The following is a 25,164-nucleotide window of genomic DNA, read 5'->3' as shown; positions in this document are numbered from 1 at the left end:
CTCATGGCCGGCAAGAAGCGCGCGGCCCGCCCCGCGGCGGGACAGCAGTGGACGCCGAAGCAGGTCGTCGATCTGGCGATGGCCCACGACCTGGCGGAAATCGAAGTGGAGAGCGGCGGCGTGCGCGTGCGCGTCGTCCGCCGGCACGCGCCCGCGGCCGCGACGCAGGGCGCCGCCGCCGCGCCCGCCGCGCTACCCCAGGCGGAGAGCGTCGAGCGCGCCGCCGAAGCCGCCGCCGGCACCGTGACGATCGAGGCGCCCATGGTCGGCACCTTCTACCGCGCCACGAACCCCGAGACGGCGCCGTTCGTCAGCGAGGGCGACACGATCAAGGAGGGGCAGACCCTCTGCATCATCGAGGCGATGAAGCTCATGAACGAGATCGAGTCGAAGGTCACCGGCCGCGTCGTGAAGATCCTCGTCGAGAATGCCCAACCCGTCGAATTCGGCCAGCCGCTCTTCCTCGTGGAGTGCCGCAAGTAGCGCGCTGAACGCCATGTTCCACAAGATACTGATCGCCAACCGCGGAGAGATCGCGCTGCGCATCCTCAGCACCTGCCGCGAGATGGGCATCCGCACCGTCGTCGCCCACTCGCAGGCCGACGCGGGATCGCTGCCCGTGCGGCTGGCCGACGAATCCATCTGCATCGGCCCCGCCGAGGCGCGCCAGAGCTACCTCAATATCCCCAGCATCATCTCGGCGGCTTCCATCACGGACAGCGAGGCGATTCACCCCGGCTACGGTCTGCTGTCCGAGAACGCGGCCTTCGCCGAGATCTGCCGCGCCTGCGGCATCACGTTCATCGGCCCCGCACCGGAGGCCATCCGGCTCATGGGCGACAAGGCCCAGGCGCGTGCGATGGCCAAGCAGGCCGGCGCGCCCGTCGTGCCGGGCAGCGAAGGGCCGCTCGAGGGCGTGGACGAGGCGCAGGCGCTGGCCGACACGATCGGCTATCCCGTCGTGGTCAAGGCGGCAGCGGGCGGCGGCGGGCGCGGCATGCGCATCGTTCGCGCGCGCGACATGCTCGCGCAGGCCTTCGCGACATGCCGGGCGGAGGCGGCCCAGGCCTTCGGCTCCTCGGAGCTCTACCTCGAGAAGTTTGTCGAGGAGGCGCGCCACGTCGAGGTGCAGGTCTTGGGCGACCGGAACGGCATCCGCGTGCACCTGGGCGAGCGCGACTGCTCCGTGCAGCGCCGGCACCAGAAGCTCCTCGAGGAGAGCCCCGCCTCGGCCATCTCGGAGGAGACGCGGGCGGGCCTCTACAAGGCGGCTCTGACCGTCGCCAACTCGGTCAACTATGTCTCGGCAGGCACCGTCGAGTTCCTCGTGGCGCGCAACGGCACCTTCTACTTCATCGAGATGAACACGCGCATCCAGGTCGAGCACCCTGTCACCGAGATGGTCACGGGCATCGACCTCGTTCGGGAGCAGATCCGCATCGCCTCGGGCGAGTCCCTCGGCTACAGGCAGCGCGCGATCACGGTGCGCGGCCACGCCATCGAGTGCCGCATCAACGCAGAGGATCCGGAGCACTTCGTCCCCTCGCCCGGCACGGTGACGGCGTGGCTTCCGCCAGGGGGATACGGCGTGCGGGTGGACAGCCACATGATGCCGGGCGCGGCGGTGCCGCCGTACTACGACTCGCTGATCGCCAAGATCATCGTCCACGGCCGTGACCGCGCCGAGGCCATCGCCCGCATGCAGCGGGCGCTCTCCGAGACGCACGTGGAAGGCGTCAAGACCACCATCCCCTACCACCAGAAGCTCCTGGCCGACCCCGCCTTCCTCTCCGGAGAGCACACGCTGCCACGTCTCGAAGTCGGTCCCTGACCCCGCCCCGGTGACCCTCTCCACACCGCTCTACGTCATCCTCGACCGGGGAGCCGGCGGCGGTCGGGACCTGGCCACACTCCTCGACGCGGTGCTCGAGGGCGGCTGCCGCCTGGTCCAGCTGCGCGAGAAGGCCATGCCGCTCAACGAGCTCTATCCCGTGGCGCGCGCGCTGAGACGCCGCTGCCGTGAGGCCGCCTGCCTCTTCATCGTCAACGACCGCGTGGACCTGGCCCTGGCCGTCGAGGCGGACGGCGTCCACGTTGGGCAGGACGACCTGCCGGCGCGCGAGGCGCGCCGGCTCTTGCCTCCGCCCATGATCCTCGGCGTCTCGACCCACAACCCGGACCAGGCGCGACGAGCGCGCGACGACGGCGCCGACTATGTGGCGGTGGGCAGCATGTTCCCGACGGGGAGCAAGATCGGCTTCGATCTTGTGGGACCGGAGCTGGTGAGACGCGTGCGGGCGGACATCCCTGTCCCCCTTGTGGCCATCGGCGGCATCACCCGGGACAATGTCAGCCAGGTCATCGAGGCGGGTGCCGACGCCGTCGCCGTCATCTCCGCCATAGGCAGCGCGCGGGATCCGGCCGCCGCCGTTCGCGGGTTCCTCGAGACCATTCGCTCGGCCCGGGACGGCGCTCGGTGATGCTGTCCCGGCTGCTCTGGCCCGCCGGCATTGCCCTCGCGGCTTGCCTGCCCTTTCTCCCGTCGCTCCAGGGCCAATTCCTCTACTGGGACGACGTCACGAACTTCCTGATGAACGAGGGCTATCGGGGACTCGGCTGGCTTCAGCTTCGCTACATGTTCACGACCACACTCCTCGGCCACTGGATTCCCCTGACCTGGCTCACCCTGGGAATCAACTACGCCCTGGGCGGCATGAATCCCTGGGGCTACCACCTCGGCAATCTCCTGCTCCACTCGGCCAATGCCGTCTGCCTCTACTTCATTGCCCGACGGCTCCTGGCCAGCGCCTCGGGCGAGACGCCCGCACGCGTCATCGAGAGCATGCCGGACCGCGCGGGCGCGGCCTTCGCGGCCCTCGTCTTCGCGGTTCATCCCCTGCGGGTGGAGTCGGTCGCCTGGATCACCGAGCGCCGCGACGTGCTCTCCGGGCTCTTCTTCCTGTTGTCGATCCTCTTCTACCTTCGCGCGACAGACGGCGGCGGATTCATCAGCGGGCGCTGGCGGACGGCCTCGCTCCTGGCCTTTGCCGCGGCTTTCCTGTCCAAGTCCATCGTCATGGCGCTGCCTGGTGTCCTTCTCCTTCTTGACGTCTACCCGCTTCGCCGCTTGCGGCTGGACTGGCGCGCCCTTCTTCTCGAGAAGTTGCCGTACGCGGCCATCGCCGTGGTGGGCGCCGTCGTGGCCATGCTTGCCCTCCGTATCGGCGCTTCAGCCTCGGCCTGGAGCCAGACGGGCATGGGGGCGCGCGTCGGAGTCGTCGCCTATGCCTTCTGGTTCTATCCCTCGCGCTGGGTGTGGCCCGTGGCGCTATCACCGCTCTACGAGCTGCCCCCGCGGGTGGACCTCTCGCAGGGGCGCTTTCTTGGTCCGCTCCTGGCGCTCCTGGCTGTGACCGCCTGCCTCGTCCTGCTGCGGCGGCGCGCGCCTTGGGCGCTCGCGGCCTGGGCCTACTCAGCCCTCGTGCTCCTACCCGTGAGCGGAATCGTGCCCGCCGGCTTCCAACTCGCCCATGACCGCTATAGCTATCTCTCGGGGCTCGGGTTTGCCGTGGTGGCGGGCGGCGCGCTCTGGACGCTGCTTCGCGCAGGCGGCGCGGACCGGCTCGGCCGGGCGCCCGCGACGCTGGCTCTGGCGGTCGCGGTCGTGGTCGTCCTTGGTCTTGGCGCGGCCAGCTGGGGGCAAACCCGGATATGGCGCGACTCCGACTCTCTCTGGGAGCGCGCGGTGGCGCTGGACGCGGACTGCGTCGTCTGCGCCAACAACCTGGCCGCGGCCATCGTGCGGCGCCGGGAGCCCTCGCCCGCCATGATCGACAGGGCAGAGGGCCTCGTGCGCCACGCCATCGAGCTGCGCGCCGATCACTTCACGTCGTACGACACGCTGGGCGCCATCCTGACGAACCGCGGACGGACGGCCCAGGCGGAAGAGGCCTTCCGTCAAGCGCTGAGCCTGGCGCCCAACCAAGCCGCCCCCGCGGCCAACCTCGGCGCGCTGCTGGCCAGACAAGGGCGCTATGCCGAGGCCGTGCCCTGGCTGCGCAAGGCCGCCGCGGCGCAGCCGGCGTTTCCTGGTCTCCGGAGCAATCTAGGCTACGCTCTACGAAACCATGGCATCGAACTCGCGCGGCAGGGCAGGCTCGACGAGGCGGTGTCCCTGCTCGCCGAGGCCTCCCGAATCCTGACCCAGGATCCCGACACGCATCGCAATCTCGGCCAGGCGCTGATGGAGCGCGGCCGGGGCGCGGAAGCGGTGCCCGTGCTCGAGCGCGCCCTCGCCCTCGACGGCGCCTCGGAAGCCACGCGGTTCCTGCTCACCCAGGCGCGACTCCAGGCTGGGCGGCCGACTCCACGGTGAGCAACGGGCGATGAGCATCCCGCGCCGCGCGCTCCTCCCCGCCCTCGTCTTCGCCGTCGCCTTCCTGACCTTCTGGCCGGGCTTGAGCGGCGAGTTCGTCAACTGGGACGACGACGTCAACTTTCTCGCGAACCCCAACTTCCGGGGCCTCGGCTGGAGCAACCTCCGCTGGATGTTCACGACGACGCTGATGGGGCACTGGATCCCGCTCACGTGGCTGACGCTCGGGGTGAACTACGTCCTCGGGGGGATGGCGCCGTGGGGCTATCACCTGGGCAATCTGCTGCTGCACGCGGCCAACGCGGTGGTGTTCTACGCCGTGGCGCGGCGGCTGCTGGCGGCGGGGACCGGGGGGGAACGGACGCAGGGGGCGGTGGCGTGGGGCGCGGCGGCGGCAGCGGCGGTGTTCGCGGTGCACCCGCTGCGGGTCGAGTCGGTGGCCTGGGTGACGGAGCGGCGCGACGTGCTGAGCGGGTTGTTCTTCCTGCTGGCCGTGCTGGGCTATCTCAACGCGGTCGAGCGGGGGGCAGGCGGGCGGCTTGACTCGCGGTGGCGCGCGGCGTCGCTGGGGCTCTTTGCCGCCGCGCTGCTGTCCAAGGCCTCGACCATGATGCTGCCGGCGGCGTTGCTGGTGCTGGACATCTATCCGCTGCGGCGGCGCGGCGTGGGCCTAGCGGTACTGCTGCGAGAGAAGATCGGGTACTTCGCGCTGGCCGGGGTGGGGGCGGCGGTCGCGCTGGTGGCGGTGCGGCAGGGGGCGACGGTGACGGGGTACGCGGCGTACGGTCTCGGGGCGCGCGCGGCGATGACGCTGTACAGCCTGCTGTTCTACCCGTGGAGGTTCCTGTGGCCGGTGGAGCTGTCGCCGATGTACGAGCTGCCGGCGCGGGTCGATCCTCTGGCGTGGCGGTTCCTGCTGCCGATGGTGGCGGTGCCGGCCATCACGGCCGCGCTGATCGTGCTGCGGCGGCGGTGGCCGGGGGGGCTCGCGGCGTGGGTGTATTCGGCGCTCCTGGTGCTGCCGGTGAGCGGGGCGGTGCACGCCGGGTATCAGCTGGCCCACGACCGGTACAGCTATCTCTCGGGGCTGGGCTTCAACGTCCTTGCCGGCGGCGGGATCGCCTGGCTGCTCGACGCCCGGGCGCGCGGGCGCGTGAGCGCCATGATCACCCGAAGCGCGACGGCGGGAGCGGCCGCGGCGCTGCTGTTCCTAGCCGCCGCGTCCTGGGACCAGTCGAAGGTCTGGGCGGACTCCGAGACGCTCTGGCGCTGGGCCGCGAACCTCGACTCCGAGTGCGCGGTGTGCTGGAACAACCTCGGGCACGCGCTGAGCGGCCAGAAGCGGCACCCCGAGGCGGAGGCGGCCTACCGCCGGGTGGCCGCGCTCCGCCCGATGACCGCGAGCCTCGCCAACAACATCGCGATCGCCCTCGCAGGCCAGAGGAAGGACGCCGACGCCGAAGCGATGCTGCGGGAGGCGCTCCGCCTCGACCCGAACCTCACCGGGGCCCTGCTCAACCTGGGCTCGTACGAAGCCCAGACGGGGCGCTTCGCGGAGGCCCTCGCCCACCTCCGGAAGGCCTACGCGCTCGACCCGAGGTTCTCCGGCTCGGTGAAGGAGCTGGCGCAAGCGCTCGTCGCGGCAGCCGCCGCCGAGCGCAAGGCCGGGCGGCCGGACCAAGCCATGGCGCTCTACCAGGAAGCGCTCACGGTGCAGCCCGGCAACGCGCAGGCGCGGGATGGGCTCGAGGCGCTCTCGGCCGGGCGACCGGCCGACGGGCTTGGGCGATGAGCGGGGCCCTTCTGACGCTCCGTCGCGTCGGCGTGCCCTGCCTGATCTTCGCCGCGGCCTTCCTCACCTTCCTCCCGGCGCTGAGCGCGGACTTCGTCAACTGGGACGACTTCGACAACGTCGTGAACAACACGGGCGTCCACGGCTTGCGGACGGCGCAGCTCCAGTGGATGTGGACGGGCACGGTTCTCGGCCACTGGATCCCGCTGACCTGGATGAGCTTCGGGCTGAACTACGCGCTCGGCGGGCTCAACCCGCGCGGCTACCACCTCCTCAACCTGCTGCTGCACGCGGCCAGCGCCACGGTCTTCTTCTTCATCGCCCGCCGGCTGCTGCGCGCCGCCGGGGCCGCCGCCGCCGAGCCCGGCCTGTCCGTCGGGGCGGGCTTCGCGGCGCTGCTCTTCGCGGTCCATCCGCTACGTGTCGAGTCCGTCGTGTGGGTGACCGAGCGGAAGGATGTCCTCTGCGGCTTCTTCTTCATGCTCGCGGTCCTGGCCTACCTGCGCGCCGCGGCGGAGGACGCGACACTCCGGCGAGGGTGGACGTACGCATCGCTCGCCGCCACCGCGGCCGCACTGCTGTCAAAGGCGGCCGCGATGCCGCTGCCGGCCGTGCTTCTGCTCCTCGACGTCTACCCGCTCGGGCGCGCGCGGGTCCTCGGCTGGCGGCGCTGCCTGCTCGAAAAGCTCCCGTGGGCCGCGGTCGCGGCCATCGGCGGCTTCATCGCCCTCCGGGTGGTGCTCACGGGCACCGGGGTGACGGGCTACGAGACGTACGGCCCGGGCTCTCGCGTCGCGATGACCGCCTACACCTTCAGCTTCTACCCGGCGCGCTGGCTCTGGCCCGTGAGGCTGATCCCGCTGTATGAGCTGCCGGTGGACGTGCGCCTCCTGGCCCCGCGCTTCCTGATCCCGGCACTCGCCTTCGTCGCGGTCACGGCGCTGCTGTGGGCGCTCCGGCGCGTCTTCCCTGCCGGGCTCGCGGCCTGGGCGCTGTCGGTCCTCATACTCCTCCCGATCAGCGGGATCGTGCACGCCGGCAACCAGCTGGCCCACGACCGCTACAGCTATCTCTCGGGACTCGGCTTCGCGGCGCTGGCGGGCGGCGGACTCGCCCGGCTCCTCGACGCCCGCTCGCGCGGCCGTGTGAGCGCCGTCATCGCCAGAAGCGTGCTCGCCGGCGCCGCCGCGGTGCTGTTCGTGCTGGCTGTCGGCGCCTGGGACCAGTCCAAGGTCTGGCAGGACTCGGAGACGCTGTGGCGGTGGTCGGTCAACGTCGAGCCCGACTGCTCCATCTGCTGGAACAACCTCGGCACGTCCCTCACGGTCCGAAAGCGCCATGCGGAGGCGGAAGCGGCCTTCCGCCGGGCCTTCGCGCTCCGCCCAAGGCGCGCCACGTTCGCGAACAATATCGCGACTGCGCTTCACGGGCAGAACAAGGACAAGGAGGCCGAGGAGATGCTCCACCTCGCGCTGCGACTCGAGCCCAACCTGACCGGGGCGCTGGCCAACCTGGGCGCCGTGTACTTGCAGCAGGGTAAGTACGCCGAGTCCCTGCCCTACTACCGCCAGGCCTTCGCCCAGGACCCGGGATTCAAAGGCCTCGTCCCCAACTACTCGCAGGCCCTGGTCGCGCGCGCGGCGGAGGAGCGCAGGGCGGGACGCGCGCTGGTCGCCAAGGCGCTCCTCCAGGAGGCGCTCGCCGTCAACCCGGGCGATGCCGAGGCGCGACGCCAGCTCCAGGCGCTCCTGGCCGAGCCGGGCCGCGTGGATGGAGGTCCGGCTGGGCCGCGCCCGACCCGTTGACGACCCCCGCAAACCCGCTATAATGGCGCCGCTCGCAACCTTGGCCGACCCGTTCTGAGGAGGAGACCGCCCGTTCTGAGGAGGAGACCGAATGAGGACCTTTCGAATCCGCCACGTACTAACCGCCCTCGCGATCGCCGCGCTGCTGCTGCCGGCCACGGCGCAGGTGGATGCCCAGTCCAAGGGCACCATCAAGATCGCCTCCCAGAGCCCACTCTCAGGCGGCCAGGCCGCGCTGGGCGAAGGCATCAAGCTCGGCGCCCAGCTGGCCGTCGAGAAGCTCAAGGGCAATCTCGAGAAGATGGGCTACAAGGTCGAGTTCGTGCCCTTCGACGATCAGGCCAAGCCCGACGTCGGCGTCGCCAACGCCAAGAACATCATCTCTGACAAGGACATCATGGCCGTGATCGGCCACCTGAACTCCGGCGTGGCGATCCCCTCGTCGGAGGTCTACAAGGAAGTCAACGTCGTGATGGTCTCGCCGGCCAACACGAACCCCGTCGTGACGGATCGCGGCTATCCCAACATCAACCGCGTCTGCGGCCGCGACGACGTCCAGGGCGTGGTCGGCTCCGAGTTCGCCCACGGGACCATGAAGGTCAAGAGCGCCGCCATCGTCCACGACAAGACGCAGTACGGGCAGAGCATCGCGGAGTTCTTCAAGGCCGACGCCGAGAAGAAGGGCATCAAGGTGGTCGCCTTCGAGGGCACGGAGGAGAAGTCGAACTTCGACCCGATCCTCACGCCCATCAAGGCCAAGAACCCCGACGTCATCTACTTCGGCGGCATCTACGACCAGGGCGCGCCCTTCTTCAAGCAGGCGCGCGAGAAGGGCATCAAGGCCAAGTTCATGGGCCCCGACGGCATGGACTCCTCCGACCTGACCAAGATCGCCGGCAAGTCGGTCGTGGGCATGCACTACACCTCGGCGGCCGGGCCGGCTTCGGCGCTGCCCAAGGCCAAGGCTTTCGTGGACGAATTCAAAAAGAAGTTCGGCAAGAATCCCGAACCCTACGCGGCCGAGGCCTACGACGCGGCCACCATCGCCGTGAAGGCCATCGAGGACGTCGCCAAGGGCGGCAAGAAGGTGACGCGCGAGGACGTCTCGACCGCGGTCCGCAAGGCCAAGCTCTCCGGGATCACGGGCGACATCGCGTTCGACTCGAAGGGTGACCGCCTGAAGGCCCAGTACTTCGTGCTGACGGTCGTGAGCGACGACCCGGCGAAGTGGGGCGACAACAAGATCGTCAAGCAGCTCACCATCGCGCCGCCCGCGGCCAAGAAGTAGCCGTCCGGCGCAGTCGTCAGCGGGAGGGGCGGGGGACCGCCCCTCCCGCGCTCCCCGCTTTGGGACCCAGTGCCGATGGACGTTGATCTCCTGATCGGCATCTTCCCGCAGGTCCTGCTCGACGGCATCACGCTCGGCTTCATGTACGCCCTGATCGCCCTCGGCTACACCATGGTGTACGGCGTCCTCGAGTTCATCAACTTCGCCCACTCCGAGATCTTCATCCTCGGGTCCTTCGTGGGCGCCGAGGTCCTGCTGGGGCTCCAGGCGCGCGGCGCCCTCGAGACGTGGTCGCCCTTCCTGCTCGTGCTCGTGGCGCTCCTGGTGGGCATGCTCGCGAGCGGGCTCTTGGCGGCGGGCGTCGAGCGGGTCGCGTACCGCCCGCTCCGAAACGCCCCGCGGCTGATTCCGCTGATCTCGGCGATCGGGGTCAGCTTCTTCCTCCAGGACGCGATCCGCCTCTTCGAATCGCTCTGGCGCAACGCCTTCAACATCGTCTACCCGCCGATGGACGTGATGAACGAGCGCTTCGAGCTGACGCCGTCGATCGACATCTCGGTCAAGTCGCTCGTCGTGATCGGCGCCTCCCTCCTGATGCTCTGGGGGCTGCACAGCCTCGTCAACCGCACCAAGATCGGCAAGGCCATCCGCGCCGTCGCCGAGGACCAGGGGGCCGCGTCCCTCATGGGCATCAACGTCAACCGGATGATCTCGCTGACTTTCCTGATCGGCGGCGCCATGGGCGGCGGCGCGGGTGTGCTCTTCGGCGTGCAGTACAGCCTCATCAACCCGTACACGGGCTTCATCCCCGGGCTCAAGGCCTTCACCGCGGCGGTGCTCGGCGGCATCGGCAACATCCCGGGCGCCATGCTCGGCGGGCTCCTCCTGGGGCTGCTCGAGGCCTTTGGCGCCTCCTACCTCTCGCTGCTGACGGGCGGAGCCTTCGGCGCCGAGTACAAGGACATCCTCGCGTTCTCCATCCTGATCCTCATCCTGATCTTCCGCCCCAAGGGCCTCCTCGGCGAAGTCGTCAGGGAGCGCGCGTGATCGCCTTTCGAGATGAGGCGCGGCCGGAGCCGCAGGCGACGAGCGCGACGAGGCGAGTGCTGAGATGATCCGCGATCTGCTCGACAAGCCCGTGCCCGCGACGATTCTCGTCGTGTCGCTGCTCGGCGTCACGGCGTGGGGCGTCGCCAGCTACCCACGCTCGATCGTGGTCTTCATGCTCTTCCAGACATCGATCCTCCTCCTCTACTTCGCGCGGATGCCGCGGTGGCTCAAGACGTCGCTGACCCTCGGCACGCTCGGCGTCCTCATGCCCGTGCTCGGGAGCATCAACGCCTACTACATGGAGATCGCGATCCAGGTCGGCATCTTCGTGGCCCTGGCGCTCGGGCTGAACATCGTGGTCGGCCTGGCCGGCCTCCTCGACCTGGGCTATGTCGCCTTCTTCGCCGTGGGCGCGTATTCCTGGGCGATCTTCGGGTCTCCGCAGGCCAACCTGATCTTCGGCGGCGACTTCTTCCCGCTCTCCCCGTGGTGGTTCTTCGTCTTCCTGTTCGTGGGCGTGGGCGTGGCCGCGGGCGCCGGGCTCCTCCTCGGCCTGCCGGTGCTGAGGCTCCACGGCGACTACCTGGCGCTCGTGACGCTGGGCTTCGGCGAGGTGATCCGCGTCCTGGCCAACAACCTCGACAAGCCGATCAACTTCACCAACGGCCCCAAGGGGATCACGCCCATCGGACGGCCGCCCATCTTCTTCGCCCCCGCGCTGCGTGCCGTCGGGATCGAGCCGGACCCGAACGTGATCTACCCGCTCTACCTCTACGCCCTCGTCCTGCTCATCGTCGGCGCGACGGTGCTGGTCAACCGGCGGCTGGAGGACTCCCACATCGGGCGGGCGTGGGAGGCCATACGGGAAGATCAAACCGCCGCGCAGGCCATGGGAGTGCCGCTGGTGCGCATGAAGCTCCTCGCCTTCGCCTGCGGCGCTTCCTTCGCGGGCGCGGTGGGCGTGCTCTTCTCCGCCAAGCAGATCTTCATCAACCCCGAGTCCTTCACCTTCATGGAGTCGATCGGCGTCCTCGCCATGATCATCCTGGGTGGCATGGGCTCGATCCCCGGCGCCATCCTGGGCGCCACGGTCGTGACCGTGCTCAACCTCCAGGTCCTCAAGGGGCTCTCGCTCTGGGTCAACGAGCTCCGCAACGCCGGCGTGGAGATCTTCGGCTACAACCTGGCCAACCTGCCGACCCAGCTCGAGCCGGCCAAGTACGAGCGCATGGTCTTCGGCCTCATCCTGGTGCTGATGATGATCTTCCGCCCGCAGGGCATCCTGCCGGCGCAGCGCCGCACGCGCGAGCTCGACGAGCCCTGAGATGGCCGTCCTCCTCGAGGCGCGCGGGGTCACCAAGAAGTTCGGCGGGCTGACCGCGCTCAACAACGTGGACTTCGAGCTCGAGGAGGGCCGGATCGCGTCCATCATCGGCCCCAACGGCGCGGGCAAGACCACCTTCTTCAACGTCTTCACCGGGCTCTACGTGCCGGAGGAGGGCGCCGTCCGGTTCCAAGGGACCCCGCTCATGGGACTGCGCCCCGACCAGATCACGGCGCTCGGAATCTGCCGCACCTTCCAGAACATCCGGCTCTTCAAGAACATGACGGCCGTCGAGAACGTGCTCGTAGGCATGCACGCGCGCGTCGACTCGGGCTTCTGGGGGGCGCTCTCGCGGAACCCGCACTGGAAGCGCGAGGAGGAGGCCCTCTGGGCGCGGGCTGCTGCGCTGCTCGACATCGTGGGGCTCCGCGGCCGCGCCAACGAGCTGGCGCGCAACCTGCCCTACGGCGACCAGCGGCGCCTGGAGATCGGCCGGGCGCTGGCCTCGAAGCCCGCCCTGCTCCTCCTCGATGAGCCCACAGCCGGCATGACGCAGGGCGAGGCGCAGAGCCTCATGGCGCTCCTGCGGCGGCTCGTCGGCGACCTCGGCCTGACCATCCTCCTGATCGAGCACAACATGCGCGTCGTCATGGAGGTGTCCGACCACGTCACGGTGCTCGACTACGGCGAGAAGATCGCCGAGGGGCGCGCAACCGAAGTCCAGAAGAACCCGCGGGTCATCGAAGCCTACCTCGGCAGGCGGAAGTGGACGCCGCGGGCGGAGGCCGGCGATGCTTGAGGTGCGGGACCTCCACGTGTCCTACGGCGAGATCCGGGCGCTCAAGGGCGTGTCCTTCGGCGTGGGGCAAGTGGAGGTCGTCGCCCTCCTCGGCAGTAACGGCGCGGGCAAGACGACCACGCTCCGGGCCATCTCAGGGCTCCTCGCCGCGCGTCAGGGGGACGTCGTCTTCGAGGGCGGCTCGCTCATCGGCGTGGCCTCGCACGCCATCGTGCGACGCGGCGTCACCCACGTCCCCGAGGGGCGGCGCATCTTCAACCGCTTGACCGTGCTGGAGAACCTCGAGATGGGCGCCTTCACGCGCTCCGATCCCGGGGTGCCGGAGGACATCGACAGGGTCTTTTCGATCTTCCCGCGGCTCAAGGAGCGGCGCGCCCAGGTCGCGGGTACGCTCTCCGGCGGCGAGCAGCAGATGCTGGCTATCGGCCGCGCCCTCATGGCGAGGCCCAGACTCCTGCTACTCGATGAACCCTCCATGGGGCTGGCGCCCGTCCTCGTCGAGCAGATCTTCGAGACCGTGCAGACCATCAACCGGCAGGGCGTGACCATCCTGCTCGTCGAGCAGAACGCGGCCATGGCGCTGTCCATAGCCGGCCGCGGCTACGTCCTCGAGACCGGCAACCTGGTCCTCGAGGGCTCCGCCCGAGACCTCGCCGACAATCCCGAAGTCCGGCGCGCCTACCTCGGGGAGGCGTAAACCATGCTCCCCCTCACCCTGCCCTCTCCCCCTCTGGGGGCGAGGGTTCCAGGATCCCCTCTCCCCTCTTGGGCGAGGGTTCCATGGTTCCCCTCTCCCCTCGGGGGAGAGGGTAGGGTGAGGGGCAAAGGAGAGACCGAATGATCAAGCAGGGACTGACGTACGAGGAGCACGTTGTCGGGGCGGCGTACGACACGCTGGGGCGGACGGTGACGGAGGCCGACATCTGCGCCTTCGTCAACCTCTGCGGATTCAACGAGCCTCTCTTCTACGACATGGAGTACGTCGCGACGGCCTCCGTGTTCAAGGGCAAGCCGGCGCCCGGCGCCTTCACCTTCTGCCTCTCCGAGGGGCTGGTCATGCAGACGGGGCTGATCCACGGCACCGGCATGTCCTACCTCGGCAGCGAGATCAGGATCGTGTCGCCGGTGCTGGTGGGCGACACGCTGCACGTCCGCGTGGTGATCACCGACAAGCGCGAGACCAAGAAGGCCGACCGCGGCATCGTCACCTACAAGCACGAAGTGCTGAACCATCGCGGCGAGCTGGTCCTCGAGGCGACGATCAAGCGCATGATCAAGCGGGCGTCGGCGACGGATGCCTGATGCTCGTCCTCACGCGCTCCGACCTCGAGCGCGTGCTCGAGCCGGCGGCGGTCATCATTGCTGTCGAGTCGGCGTTCCGCGAGGCGGCGGCAGGCCGCGCCCCCGCCCTGCCCCGCGCCGTCCTGCCCATGGCGAAGGGCGGGGTCTTCCTCGGCATGATCTCGGCCCTGCCCAGGGCCCAGGCGCTCGGCGCGAAGCTCGTCAGCGTCGTCGAGGGCAACCGCAAGCGCGGGCTCCCGACGCTCCACGCCTCGTACGTGCTGAGCGATCCGGAGACCGGCGCCCCGCTCGCCTTCATGGAGGCGGGTTTCCTCACCGCCATCCGCACGGGCGCGGCCTCCGCTGTTGCCGCAAGGTATCTCGCGCGTCCGGATTCCCGGCGCGTCGCCTGCTTCGGCGCGGGGGTCCAGGCCGAGTTCCAGCTCCGCTGTCTCAAGGCCGTCCTGCCCGTCGAGAGCGTCGCCGTCGTCGGGCGCGACCCGGCCCGCGCCCAGGCCTTCGCAACACGGATGCGTGGCGCCCTCGGCGTGCCGGTCGAGGTCGCGCGCGACAGACGCGCGGCGGTCCGCGAAGCAGACATCGTGACGTGCGCGACAACTTCATCCCGTCCCGTCTTCGCGGGGCGCGATCTCAGGCCCGGCGCCCACGTGGACGCCGTCGGCGCGTCCAGGCCCACGACCCGCGAGGTCGACACCGAGACCGTCAAGCGCTCGCGCGTCGTCGTGGATACCTACCACGGCGCGTGGACGGAAGCCGGCGATCTCCTCATCCCGATCAAGGCGGGCGCCATCACGCGGCGCCACGTCAGGGCCGAGCTGGCCGAGGTCGTGACGCGCAAGAAGCCTGGTCGCACGCGTCCCGACGAGATCACGCTCTTCAAGTCTGTGGGCTGGGCGCCCGAGGACGCGGCCTCGGCGCGCCTCGCGTATGATCGGGCCATGGCGCGCGGCATCGGCACGGAGGTGATCCTCTAGTGGCGCACGGCCGCATCGTTCAGATCAGCGTCTCGCTTGGCGGAGTCCCCAAGCTCCGGGTCGCGGCGGCGCGAGTAACGGAGCTGGGGCTCGAGGGCGACCAGCACCGCGACATGGAGCACCACGGCGGTCCCGAGCGCGCGCTCTGCCTGTTTGCGCTCGAGCAGATCCGCGTCCTCCAGGCCGAAGGACACGACGTCTCTCCCGGCGCCATCGGCGAGAACCTGACCGTCGAGGGCCTCGATTGGGAGTGCGTGACACCGGGCGTGCGCCTCGAGCTGGGCGCGGGCGTCCTGATCGAGGTGACCCGCTATACCTCCCCGTGCTTCAACATCAAGAAGAACTTCGCCAACGGTGACTTCTCGCGCGTTTCCCAGAAGCACCACCAGGGCTCGAGCCGCGTCTACGCCCGCGTGCTCAGGACGGGCAGCATCAGCCAGGGCGATACGGTCCGGCTCGTCAACCTAGCACCAGCATGAGGACCGCCGACGCCGTCATCGTCGGCGGCGGCGTCACCGGCTGCTCGCTCGCCTTCCAGCTCGCGGGAGCCGGCGTCAAGCGCGTCCTGGTGCTGGAGCGCCGCTTTCTCGGCTCGGGAGGCACCGGCCGCTCGGTCGGCATCATCCGCCAGCTCTACCCCACGCCTGAGACGACGCAGATGGTCCTGCGGTCGCTCGCCGTCTTCGAGCGCTTCGGCGAGTCGGTGGGCGGAGAGTCGGGCTTTGTCCGCAGCGGTGTGCTGATCGGCGTCGCCTCCGCCATGCGCCCCGCCCTCGAGAAGACCTTGGCGCTTCAACGCGCTCTCGGTGTCAGCGCCGAGATTCTCGAGCCGCGCGACCTTGGCCGCGTCGAGCCGCGCATCGATGCTGCCGGGCTCGGCGCCGTGCTCTACGAGCCCGGCTCAGGCTATGGCGACCCCTCTGCCGTCACCACAGGCTATGCCGATGCGGCGCGCAAGCGGGGCGTGGCCATCGAGCAGGGCGTAGAGGTGACGGCGATCCGCCAGGCGCGCGGCAGTGTCACGGGCGTCGTGACGGCCTCCGGCGAGGAGATCGCCGCTCCCGTCGTCGTGAATGCCGCCGGGCTCTGGTCCCCCGCTCTGGGCCGCCTCGCAGGGGTCGAGCTGCCGATCGTCATCGGCAGGCATCCGGTCTTCGTCCTTGAGCGTGATACCGGCTTCGGCCGGTCCCACATGGTCTACCTCGACCTCCACGGCGGCAGCTACGTGAAGCCCGAGACGGGCGGGCTCACGCTGACGGGCTCGCTCACCGACGACGAGACGCAGCACCCGATGGATCCGGAGCTGCTCGGCGCCGAGCCGAGCTTCGAGGAGGCGGAGGCGGTGCTCGAGCGCACGAGCCGTGCGCTGCCCGCCCTCGGCACCGCCCGCTACGCCCGCGGCTGGGCCGGCGCCTTCGACATCACGCCGGACTGGATGCCCATTCTCGACGAGTCGGCGGTGAAAGGTTTCTTCATCGCCGCCGGCATGTCGGGCCACGGCTTCAAGCTCGCCCCTGCGGTGGGCGAGATGATGGCGGCCTTGATCGTAGGCGAAGCGCCGCCGGTCAGCCCGGCGCCTTTTCGCCTCGACCGCTTTGCCGGCAGCGCGGCGGGCGGGACTTTCGTGTCCTCGTACCTCGGCTGACGCGCGGCGCGGGCCGCCTTGACGGCCACATCGCGCCGTGTACACTCTGGCGCCATGACATCCCCTGCGCGGTACGCACGCATCGGCGTCGACATCGGCGGCACCTTCACGGACCTCGTCTGGGTGGACGATGCCACCGGCGCCGTCCAGGTCGACAAGCTCCTCACGACCCCCAAGGACCCTTCGCAGGCCGTCGAGCAGGGCGTGGTCACGCTCCTCAACGACGCGGGCGGCCGCGCGGCCGACGTGCGCTCGCTGATCCACGGCACGACGCTCGCCACCAACGCGCTCATCGAACGCAAGGGCGCCCGGACGGGGCTCCTGACCACGGAGGGCTTCCGCGACGCGGTCGAGATCGGGCGCGAGGGCCGCTACGACATGTACGACCTCTTCATCGACCAGCCGGCGCCACTGGTGCCGCGCCACCTGAGGCTGGAGGTCAAAGAACGCATCATGGCCGACGGCAGCGTGCTCACGCCGCTGGACGAGCCGAGCGCCCGCGCCGCCATCGCCCGGCTCAAAGACGCCGGCGTCGAGGCCGTCGCGATCTGCCTCCTGCACGCCTACCGCAACCCCGCCCACGAGCGCATGCTGAGTGCTCTCTGTGCCGAGCTGCTGCCCGCGGTGCCCGTGTCCTGCTCTTCTGAGGTCGTGCCGGAGATTCGGGAGTACGAGCGGACCTCGACCACCTGCGCCAACGTCTACGTCATGCCGCTCATGTCCCGGTACCTCGACAACCTCGAGCGCAAGCTCCAGGACCTGGGCGTCCCCGGGCACTTCTACATCATGCTCTCGGCCGGCGGCATCGCCACGCCCGAGACCGCGAAGCGCGTGCCCATCCGACTCGTCGAGTCTGGCCCGGCGGCGGGGGCGCTGGCCGCGGCGCGCATGGCGCGCGAGCTCGGAGAGCCGCGCCTCCTCTCCTTCGACATGGGCGGCACCACGGCCAAGGCCTGCGTCATCGACGGCGGCGAGCCGCTGCTCGCGCGCGAGTTCGAGGTCGCGCGGGCCGACCGCTTCAAGAAGGGCTCGGGCCTGCCCATCCGCGTCCCCTGTATCGAGATGATCGAGGTCGGCGCGGGGGGCGGGTCGCTGGCGCGGGTGGACCGCATGGGCCTCCTCAAGGTCGGGCCGGAGAGCGCGGGCGCGGACCCTGGCCCTGCGTGCTATGCCCAAGGCGGGCAGGTACCGACGGTCACGGACGCAGACCTCCTCCTCGGTTACCTCGACCCCGGTTTCTTCCTCGGCGGCCGCATGCGCCTCGACGTGGAAGCGGCACGGCGCGCCGTGGAGGAGAAGATCGCCGGGCCGATGGGCTTGTCCCTGACCGACGCGGCCTGGGGCATCCACCGCGTGGTCAACGAGAACATGGCCGGGGCCGCGCGGGTACACGGCATCGAGCGCGGCAAGGACCTGCGCGCGTATCCCCTCTTCGCCTTCGGCGGCGCGGGCCCGGTGCACGCCTGGCAGGTCGGGCGCATCCTGAAAGTACCGCGCGTGTTGATTCCTTTTGGCGCAGGAGCAATGTCGGCCTACGGGCTCCTGGCGGCGCCGCTCGCCTTCGACTTCGTGCGCACAGCGCCCCAGCGCCTCGACGCCGCCGACTGGGCGCAGATCAGCCGGGTCTTCGGAGAGATGGAGGCCGAGGGGCGGCGGATCCTGCGCGGCGCGGAAGTGCCGGATGCGTCCGTGCGCATTCGCCGCACGGCGGAGATGCACTACACGGGCCAGGGGCACGAGGTCGAGGTCGAGGTGCCTCAGGGCGCGCTGGAGGTCTCGAGCCTCGCCGCCATCACGGCCAACTTCGAGACGGCGTACCGCGCGCTCTACAGCCGGATCCCCATGGGCGTCCCCATCGAGGCGCTCAACTGGCGCGTCGTGGTCTCGGGCCCGGTGCCCGACATCTCAGTGTCCGGTCTCAAGCCTGGCGCTCCGGCGGCGGGGGCGGCCAAGCCCGTGACGAAGGCCACGCGCAAGGCGTACTTCCCCGAGGCGCGAGGCTACGTGGACACGCCCGTCTACGACCGCTACGCTCTCGCGCCCGGGGCCACGTTCGTCGGCCCCGTCATCATCGAGGAGCGCGAGTCCACCACCGTGGTCGGCCCCGGCGCGCGCGTCAGCGTAGACGCTCGGCTGACGCTCATCATGGAACCGGGGGAGGCGGTGTGATGGACCCCATCACGCTGGACATCTGCTGGAACCGGCTGATCGGCGTCGTCAACGAGCAGGCGGCGGCGCTCATGCGCACCTCGTTCACCTCGATCGTGCGCGAGGCGGGCGACCTCTCGGCCGGCGTGTTCGACCGGCGAGGCTGGATGGTCGCGCAGGCCGTCACCGGCACGCCCGGGCACATCAACTCCATGGCGCTCGCAATGAAGCACATCCTCGACGCCTACCCCGTCGAGGCCTTCGAGCCCGGCGACGTGGTCATCACCAACGACCCCTGGAAGACCTCGGGGCATCTCAACGACGTCACGATCGCGAGCCCGGTCTTCCGCGGCCGCGACCTCGTCGCCTTCTTCGCCTCGACCTGCCACTCGGCCGACATCGGCGGTCACGTCCTCTCCGCCGAGGCGCGCGAGGTCTACGAGGAAGGGCTCTTCATCCCGATCATGAAGCTGTACGAAGCCGGCAGGATCAACCGCGCGCTCGAGACCATGATCCGCGCCAACGTGCGGGTGCCCGAGCTCGTCATGGGCGACTTCCACGCCCAGATCGCGGGCGGCGCCGTCGGCGGCCTACGCCTGCTCGAGTTCATGGAGGAGTTCGGCTTCGAGCGGCTCGAGCCGCTGTCGGACGAGATCGTGGCCCGCACAGAGCGGGCCATGCGCGAGGCCATCGGCCGCCTCAGGCCAGGGCGCTACGAGTACTCGCTGACGTCCGACGGCTTCGGCGAGCCGCTGACCGTCCGGTGCCGCTGCGAGGTGGCGGGCGACAGCCTCTGGGTGGACTTCGCCGGCTCCTCGCCCGCGAGCCGCCGCGGCGTCAACGTGGTGATGAACTACACCGAGGCCTACACGACCTACGGCGTCAAGGTCATCGTCAGCCCCGACGTGCCGAACAACGAGGGCGCCTTCCGCGTGCTCAGGATCACGGCGCCCGAGGGCAGCATTTTGAACGTCCAGCACCCGGCGCCCGTCGCCGCGCGCCACGTCGTCGGCCACTTCCTGCCCCACGTCGTGGCGGGCGCGCTCAAGCAGGCCTTGCCCGACCGCGTGATGGCCGAGGGCTCGGCCAACATCTGGGGCATCCAGCTCTCGGGCAAGGACCGCGCGAGAACGCCGTTCGTCTACACCTTCTTCGGCTCAGGCGGCACGGGGGCGCGGCCGACGAAAGACGGGCTCAGCGCCACCGCCTTCCCCTCCGGAGTCCTCGGCACGCCCGTCGAGGTCGTGGAGACCTTGGCGCCGCTCCTGGTCGAGCGGAAGGCGCTCCGCGACGGCTCGGGCGGCGACGGGCGCTTCCGCGGGGGGCTGGGCCAGGCGCTGGCCTTCCGCGTGCTCTCCGACGAGCCCGCGACCTGCTCCGTCCTCTGCGACCGGACGACCGTCCCCGCGCAAGGCTTCTTCGGCGGCCTGCCCGGCGCCACGGGACAGGTGCTCATCAACGGGAAAGCGCCCGCGAACCCCAAGGCCGAGCAGACGCTCAGGCCGGGCGATCTCATCGAGATCCTGATGCCGGGCGGCGGCGGCTACGGCCCGCCCGCCGAGCGCGATCCCGCGCTCCGCGCCCGCGACTTGCTCGAGGGCTACGTCACCGGATAGAACGCGGGCCGGGCGATTGCAGCTGATCGCCACGATCGACGGCCACGTCGTCATTCAGAAGATCCTCCCCCCCCCCTCGGCCGCCCGGCTGTTGCCTGATGGTCTCGTGGAGGGCCCCCACCTTCTGGTTCAAGGCCCTGATTTGACCTGTGATCCTTGCTCTGGCAGGTTCGGCGCGGGCTGGGAGGGGGTTTATCCGCGCTGTGACACGGCTGACCCCGCGGGAAGACCCTCGGGGGAGGCGGGTCATGACCGAGAACGGGCTTTATGTTATCTACGCTCCGAAGCCGACGCGTCGTGTTTGCGCCCGCGAGCACTCGGGCCTGTGCCGTTTGATCGCACGTACGGTGGAGCTGATTCAGCGACAAGGGCGGCAGGCGTCACAGGCACCTACGAGGGGGCCAGGGATGACTACCCCGGATGCGGTATGGAAGGCGCCGGTGACGGCGGCCGAGGAATGAGCGGAGCGTAGGCAACATTATTGACTCTCGCATAAAGAATGGATATCTCTAGGCGCGTGGCCACGGCAGATCGGACGCGTGGATGCAGGACCACAGCAATCGCTGGGACCCGCGAATGCGGTGGATAGAACGGCGCAGCTGCGTCCCAAGCTGGGGGAGGTCGTGCGGCGCACCATTGGAGAGCGCGTGCTTGGCCTTGGTCCAGACAAACTCGTCCGGGTTGAGTTCCGGGGCGTAGGACGGGAACCGATAGACGTGAAGCCGTGTGTGCTTGCGCAGGAAGTGTTCGACGATGACGCGCTTGTGGATGGTGCCGCCGTCCCACAGGAGCACCACCGGTCCACGCAGATGCCGGAGAAGGTGGCGCAAGAACCTGATAACCTCCACGCCGGTGATGTTGATCGCGTGGAAACGACAGGACAGCCCGAGATGCCGCCCGGATGGGGACACGGTGATACTGGAGATGACGGATATGCGATCCCGTCGATAGCTGTGTGTGAACACCGGGGTCTGTCCGATCGGCGCCCAGGTCTTGCGGACGTTAGGGATGAGGAGGAAGCCGCTTTCGTCGAGGAAGACGAGATGGGCCCCAAGTCTTTGGGCTTTTTTTTATCCGCGGCCACGCCTGTGTCTTCCAGCGCGCGATGGCGTTCTCGTCCCGTTGCAGCGCCCGCCGCTCCGGCTTCTGACACGTCCAGCCCAAGCCCCGCATCACCCGCCACACATGGCCTGGATGATAGCGTGTCCCGAAATGTTTCCGGATCAGCGTGGCGATGCGCGGCAGGGTCCACAGGTCTGTCGCATATCCTTCGGACAAGGGCCCCTGTACCAGCAACTGCAACAAGCGGCGCTTCTGTCGCGGTGTCAGCATCGGCGGACGCCCAGGCGCAGGCTTGGGCCGGAGCGCTTTCACGCCACCCTTGCGATGCACTTGCGCCCAGCGCACCACCGAACTGATTGACGCGTTCAGGGTCGCGGCGATTGATTGATAGGTCTTGCCGGACTGAAGCAGGGCGACGGCGCGCACCCTTCGCGTCTGGAGCTGCTCGGGGGTTCCTGGGGGTCTCATGCCCCATAGGATAGCAAAGTCTCCAATGGATATCCATTAGTTATGCGAGAGTCAATATCTACGCTCCGCAATGCGTTCGGCATAGGCCTTGTACGGCAGATCGATCAGCACGCCGCCTGGCACATAGGTGCGCGCCGCCTCGCCGACCTGGGTGCCTTCGTCGAACAGGGCCGGCCGGGCCTCGTCCGGCTGGAGGTCCGGCGCGGTGGGCTCGTCCACGGTCCAGCAGAGCCGCTGGTGGCACTGGAGGCCCGCCGTGACGCGAGACCAGGAGAGACCCACCGAGCGGAGAAGCATGAGAGGAGCATAGGGCAGGCGCGCGGCGGGCTGCATTGGCGCGCCGAGAAGCGCTCTCCGCTAGGGCAGCAGATCAGCGATGGGGATGCGGGCTCGAGGGACGGCCAGCGGCGAGACGGTGTCGGTCGCGCCGAGGCTTCGCCGAGTGCTGAAACGCCACCCGTACGGAGCGTCGGCGGAGGGCGCGGGGTCGCGGTGGACCTCGAGCACGTGGTCCACGAGGTTCACGATCCAGTAGTCGGGCACATGCGCCCGGGCGTAGAGGCTGCCCTTGTGCTCCCGGTCGAAGGCCAGGCTGGCCTCAGCCACCTCGACGAGGAGGACGGGCCGGGAGGGATGACCGGCCAGGTAGTCGCGCGGGCTCCCGGCGCAGACGGCCACGTCGGGCTCGGGCTCTGACTCGTCGTCGAGCGCCACCGGCATCTGCACCCGCACCACCCAACCGGGTCCAAACGCCACCCGTAAAGCGTCTTCAGCGAGCTGAACGGCTACCGCGTGCGGGCTCCCCTGCGGTTCCCGCACGACCAGCTGACCGCCGACGAGCTCGACGCGGTCGCCGGGCTGGAAGACAGCCCGATCCACGAGGCGCTCGTATTCCACCCGCGCCCAGCGCTTGGTCGGAACCGGAATCGCATCCATCTCGTTCAGGCTAAACCCCATCGACGCCGCCCGTCAATGTCCGCTGATGCATACACTTCGCCCCTCGCCCTGCGGAGGCTACGTCACCCGACAGCGCCCGCCCCCGCCGCGACTGTGCTAGACTCCCGGGCCAATAGGACGGTCACTGCCGACCTGTAATATTCATCAAGCCGTAGAGGAGGATCCCGTATGCGACGTGCGATCGGACTGCTCTCCCTGGCCCTCGTGGCGCTCTCGCCGTGGGCACCCGCGCAGGCCCAAGCCCCCAAGGAAGTCGTGATCGGAATCCTCTACCCGCTGTCGGGTCCCGTGGCCCAGGTGGGCATCGACTCCGTCAACGCCGTCAAGATGGCCGTCGAGATCATCAACAACGGCGGTTCCACCCTGAACCTGCCCCTGGGCAAGACCGCCGGCCTGCCCGGGCTGGGCGGCGCCAAGATCCGTCTCGTGATCGTGGACCACCAGGGCAAGCCCGACGTGGGCCAGGCCGAGGCCGAGCGCCTCATCACCCAGGAGAAGGTCCACGCGCTCTACGGCGCCTACTTCTCGAGCGTCACCGCCACGGCGAGCCAGGTGGCCGAGCGCTACGGCATGCCCTATTTGAACGCCGAGTCCTCCTCCCCCGGACTCACCGAGCGCGGCTTCAAGTGGTTCTTCCGCACTTCGCCCCACGACGGGCACTTCAGCGTGGCGATGTTCGACTTCATGAAGGACCTGGAGAAGCGTCGCGGGGTGAAGATCAAGACCTTGGGCATCATGCACGAGGACACCCTCTTCGGCGTGGACTCGGCCAAGGTACAGGAGGAGCTCGCGAAGAAGTACGGCTACGAGGTGGTGATCAAGATGGCCTACCGCGCCAAGACCACGAGTCTCGACGCCGAGGTGGGCAAGCTCAAGGCGGCCAATCCGGACGTCTTCCTGCCGACCTCTTATACCTCGGACGCCTTCATCTTCGTCAAGACGGCGAAGAACCTGGACTACAACCCCAAGATGCTGATGGCCCAGAACGCGGGCTGGACCGACCCGAGCTTCCTCACCGAGATGGGAAAGGACGCCGAGGGCCACATCACGCGCGCGCCCTTCGCGCTCGACATGGCGGACAAGAAGCCCATGATCAAGCCGATCAACGAGCTGTTCAAGAAGCTGAAGGACAACCCGGGCGGCCGCGACATCTCCGACGTGCCCGCGCGGGCCTTCACCGGCTTCATCGTGCTGGCCGACGCCATCAACCGCGCCAAGAGCGTCAACCCCGAGGAGATCCGCAAGGCGCTCGCGGCCACCAACATGCCGCCCGAGCAGCTCATCATGCCCTGGAGCGGCGTCAAGTTCGACGAGAAGGGCCAGAACACCGGTGTGCGCGCCATCCTCCAGCAGGTCCAGAAGGGGAAATACGCCACCATCTACCCCTTCGAGCTGGCCGCCGCCGACGTCGTGTATCCCCTGACGCCCTGGAAAGACAGGAAGTAGCCGGACTGCGGCAGGCCGCTCAAAAAGGTCCAGATGCGAGGCGGCGCCCCGCTGTTCGAGTTGAGCGGCCGCAGGGCGCCGAGAAGGGTCCAGTTGCGAGGCGGCGCCCGAAGGCCGGGCACGAGGCGTACTCCCTGTACGTTGAGTGCCCGGCCGAGGGCGCCAACGAAGCAAATGGGCCCTTATCGGCGCCCTGCTGGTGGTAGATTGGCCCACCGTGACTGCCGAGGTTCTCCTGCAGGGCATCGTGAGCGGCCTCCTCATGGGGTTCGTCTACGCGCTCATCGCCGCCGGGCTGTCCCTCATCTTCGGCCTTATGGAGATCGTCAACTTCGCCCACGGCGAGTTCCTGATGCTGGCGATGTTCTCGACCTACTGGGCCTGGGCGCTCTGGCGGCTCGATCCGGTGGTCTCGCTGCCGCTGACGGCGGCGGCATTGTTCCTCCTGGGCTTCGCGACCTACCACGGCCTGATCCGCTGGGTGCTGGGCGCGCCCATGCTGGCCCAGATCTTCGCCACCTTCGGGCTGGCCATCTTCCTGCGCTCGGCGGCGCAGGCGATCTGGGGCGTGGACTTCCACCTCGTGAAGGATCCGCTCGTGCAGGGGCGCATCTCCCTGGGCGGGATCTTCATCGGGCTGCCGCAGCTGGTGGCCAGCGTCGGAGCGCTCCTGGCCTTCGTCTTCCTCAACTGGTTCATCAGCCGCACCGAGACGGGGCTGGCGCTGCAGGCGACGGCCCAGGACCGGCAGGCGGCCTCGCTCATGGGCATCAACACGGAGCGGATGTTCGCCCTCGGCTGGGGCATCGGCGCGGCCTGCGTGGGAGTGGCGGGGGCGCTCTTGACCATCTTCTTCTACGTCTTCCCCGACGTGGGCTCGACCTTCGCGCTGCTGGCCTACGTGACGGTGGCTCTCGGCGGCTTCGGCAATGTGCCGGGGACCTTGGTGGCGGGCGTGGTGGTGGGGCTGATCGAGGTGCTGGGCGGTCTCCTGATCGCGCCGGCGCTCAAGTACGTGGCCGTCTTCGTCCTCTATCTGCTGGTCGTTCTCTGGCGGCCCCAGGGATTGTTCGGGCGCTTCTGAATGAGCGCTTGCGCGAAGGAACCCGGCCG

The 25,164-nt window shown here is 69.3% G+C and carries 23 protein-coding genes; 19 read left to right on the top strand and 4 right to left on the bottom strand.

From position 1 onward, the window contains the following. The first annotated feature begins 3 nt into the window (after positions 1 to 3). The 17 genes from accB (at position 4) to Q7W02_09730 (ending at position 20,118) form a co-directional block, all read left to right on the top strand. Complete coding sequence (gene accB, locus Q7W02_09810) at positions 4 to 483, top strand: acetyl-CoA carboxylase biotin carboxyl carrier protein (GenBank protein ID MDO8476472.1); 480 nt, start codon at positions 4 to 6, stop codon at positions 481 to 483. A 13-nt stretch (positions 484 to 496) separates the two neighbouring features. Continuing rightward, positions 497 to 1,831, top strand: coding sequence for an acetyl-CoA carboxylase biotin carboxylase subunit (gene accC / locus Q7W02_09805; GenBank protein MDO8476471.1), 1,335 nt, complete (start codon positions 497 to 499; stop codon positions 1,829 to 1,831). Positions 1,832 to 1,841: 10 nt separating this feature from the next. Beyond that, a complete protein-coding gene (gene thiE / locus Q7W02_09800; GenBank protein MDO8476470.1) occupies positions 1,842 to 2,480 on the top strand; it encodes a thiamine phosphate synthase in 639 nt (212 codons plus the stop codon). Then, positions 2,480 to 4,375, top strand: coding sequence for a tetratricopeptide repeat protein (locus Q7W02_09795; protein MDO8476469.1), 1,896 nt, complete (start codon positions 2,480 to 2,482; stop codon positions 4,373 to 4,375). The genes thiE and Q7W02_09795 overlap by 1 nt, the downstream gene beginning before the upstream one ends. A gap of 10 nt (positions 4,376 to 4,385) precedes the next feature. After that, positions 4,386 to 6,167, top strand: coding sequence for a tetratricopeptide repeat protein (locus Q7W02_09790; protein ID MDO8476468.1), 1,782 nt, complete (start codon positions 4,386 to 4,388; stop codon positions 6,165 to 6,167). Further along, positions 6,164 to 7,972 carry a tetratricopeptide repeat protein gene (locus Q7W02_09785; protein ID MDO8476467.1) on the top strand — a complete coding sequence of 603 codons (1,809 nt, stop codon included), beginning with the start codon at positions 6,164 to 6,166 and terminating at the stop codon, positions 7,970 to 7,972. The genes Q7W02_09790 and Q7W02_09785 overlap by 4 nt, the downstream gene beginning before the upstream one ends. 91 nt (positions 7,973 to 8,063) lie before the next feature. Next, on the top strand, positions 8,064 to 9,260 hold the full coding sequence (locus Q7W02_09780; GenBank protein MDO8476466.1) for a branched-chain amino acid ABC transporter substrate-binding protein: 1,197 nt from the start codon (positions 8,064 to 8,066) through the stop codon (positions 9,258 to 9,260). A 75-nt stretch (positions 9,261 to 9,335) separates the two neighbouring features. Further along, positions 9,336 to 10,307 carry a branched-chain amino acid ABC transporter permease gene (locus tag Q7W02_09775; protein MDO8476465.1) on the top strand — a complete coding sequence of 324 codons (972 nt, stop codon included), beginning with the start codon at positions 9,336 to 9,338 and terminating at the stop codon, positions 10,305 to 10,307. A 64-nt stretch (positions 10,308 to 10,371) separates the two neighbouring features. Then, positions 10,372 to 11,634, top strand: coding sequence for a branched-chain amino acid ABC transporter permease (locus tag Q7W02_09770; protein MDO8476464.1), 1,263 nt, complete (start codon positions 10,372 to 10,374; stop codon positions 11,632 to 11,634). A 1-nt stretch (position 11,635) separates the two neighbouring features. Then, a complete protein-coding gene (locus Q7W02_09765) occupies positions 11,636 to 12,433 on the top strand; it encodes an ABC transporter ATP-binding protein (protein ID MDO8476463.1) in 798 nt (265 codons plus the stop codon). After that, on the top strand, positions 12,426 to 13,130 hold the full coding sequence (locus Q7W02_09760; GenBank protein MDO8476462.1) for an ABC transporter ATP-binding protein: 705 nt from the start codon (positions 12,426 to 12,428) through the stop codon (positions 13,128 to 13,130). Before Q7W02_09765 ends, Q7W02_09760 begins: the two co-directional genes overlap by 8 nt. A gap of 140 nt (positions 13,131 to 13,270) precedes the next feature. Beyond that, a complete protein-coding gene (locus Q7W02_09755) occupies positions 13,271 to 13,735 on the top strand; it encodes a MaoC/PaaZ C-terminal domain-containing protein (protein MDO8476461.1) in 465 nt (154 codons plus the stop codon). Next, positions 13,735 to 14,709 carry an ornithine cyclodeaminase family protein gene (locus tag Q7W02_09750; protein ID MDO8476460.1) on the top strand — a complete coding sequence of 325 codons (975 nt, stop codon included), beginning with the start codon at positions 13,735 to 13,737 and terminating at the stop codon, positions 14,707 to 14,709. The genes Q7W02_09755 and Q7W02_09750 overlap by 1 nt, the downstream gene beginning before the upstream one ends. Then, on the top strand, positions 14,709 to 15,188 hold the full coding sequence (locus Q7W02_09745) for an MOSC domain-containing protein (protein ID MDO8476459.1): 480 nt from the start codon (positions 14,709 to 14,711) through the stop codon (positions 15,186 to 15,188). The genes Q7W02_09750 and Q7W02_09745 overlap by 1 nt, the downstream gene beginning before the upstream one ends. Further along, entirely contained in the window at positions 15,185 to 16,354 is a 1,170-nt protein-coding gene (locus Q7W02_09740) for an FAD-binding oxidoreductase (GenBank protein ID MDO8476458.1), read from the top strand. Before Q7W02_09745 ends, Q7W02_09740 begins: the two co-directional genes overlap by 4 nt. Positions 16,355 to 16,408: 54 nt before the next feature. Further along, positions 16,409 to 18,523, top strand: coding sequence for a hydantoinase/oxoprolinase family protein (locus tag Q7W02_09735; protein ID MDO8476457.1), 2,115 nt, complete (start codon positions 16,409 to 16,411; stop codon positions 18,521 to 18,523). Continuing rightward, positions 18,523 to 20,118, top strand: coding sequence for a hydantoinase B/oxoprolinase family protein (locus tag Q7W02_09730; GenBank protein ID MDO8476456.1), 1,596 nt, complete (start codon positions 18,523 to 18,525; stop codon positions 20,116 to 20,118). Before Q7W02_09735 ends, Q7W02_09730 begins: the two co-directional genes overlap by 1 nt. Before the next feature lie 509 nt (positions 20,119 to 20,627). Here Q7W02_09730 and Q7W02_09725 read toward each other — a convergent pair. From Q7W02_09725 to Q7W02_09710, 4 genes are all read right to left on the bottom strand, one after another. Continuing rightward, on the bottom strand, positions 20,628 to 21,128 hold the full coding sequence (locus Q7W02_09725) for a transposase (protein MDO8476455.1): 501 nt from the start codon (positions 21,126 to 21,128) through the stop codon (positions 20,628 to 20,630). Continuing rightward, complete coding sequence (locus Q7W02_09720) at positions 21,121 to 21,606, bottom strand: IS630 family transposase (protein MDO8476454.1); 486 nt, start codon at positions 21,604 to 21,606, stop codon at positions 21,121 to 21,123. The genes Q7W02_09725 and Q7W02_09720 overlap by 8 nt, the downstream gene beginning before the upstream one ends. A 93-nt stretch (positions 21,607 to 21,699) precedes the next feature. Continuing rightward, on the bottom strand, positions 21,700 to 21,945 hold the full coding sequence (locus Q7W02_09715) for a hypothetical protein (protein MDO8476453.1): 246 nt from the start codon (positions 21,943 to 21,945) through the stop codon (positions 21,700 to 21,702). A gap of 60 nt (positions 21,946 to 22,005) precedes the next feature. Beyond that, positions 22,006 to 22,605, bottom strand: coding sequence for a Uma2 family endonuclease (locus Q7W02_09710; protein ID MDO8476452.1), 600 nt, complete (start codon positions 22,603 to 22,605; stop codon positions 22,006 to 22,008). Positions 22,606 to 22,773: 168 nt separating this feature from the next. Between Q7W02_09710 and Q7W02_09705 the strand changes: the two genes are divergently transcribed. After that, positions 22,774 to 24,051 (top strand): ABC transporter substrate-binding protein, encoded by a 1,278-nt coding sequence (locus tag Q7W02_09705; GenBank protein ID MDO8476451.1) that lies wholly within the window; start codon positions 22,774 to 22,776, stop codon positions 24,049 to 24,051. A 217-nt stretch (positions 24,052 to 24,268) separates the two neighbouring features. Continuing rightward, on the top strand, positions 24,269 to 25,135 hold the full coding sequence (locus tag Q7W02_09700; protein MDO8476450.1) for a branched-chain amino acid ABC transporter permease: 867 nt from the start codon (positions 24,269 to 24,271) through the stop codon (positions 25,133 to 25,135). Positions 25,136 to 25,164 lie beyond the last annotated feature (29 nt).

This window comes from Candidatus Rokuibacteriota bacterium (assembly GCA_030647435.1).
Classification (GTDB): domain Bacteria; phylum Methylomirabilota; class Methylomirabilia; order Rokubacteriales; family CSP1-6; genus AR37.
This window is presented reverse-complemented; position numbering and strand designations above follow the sequence as displayed.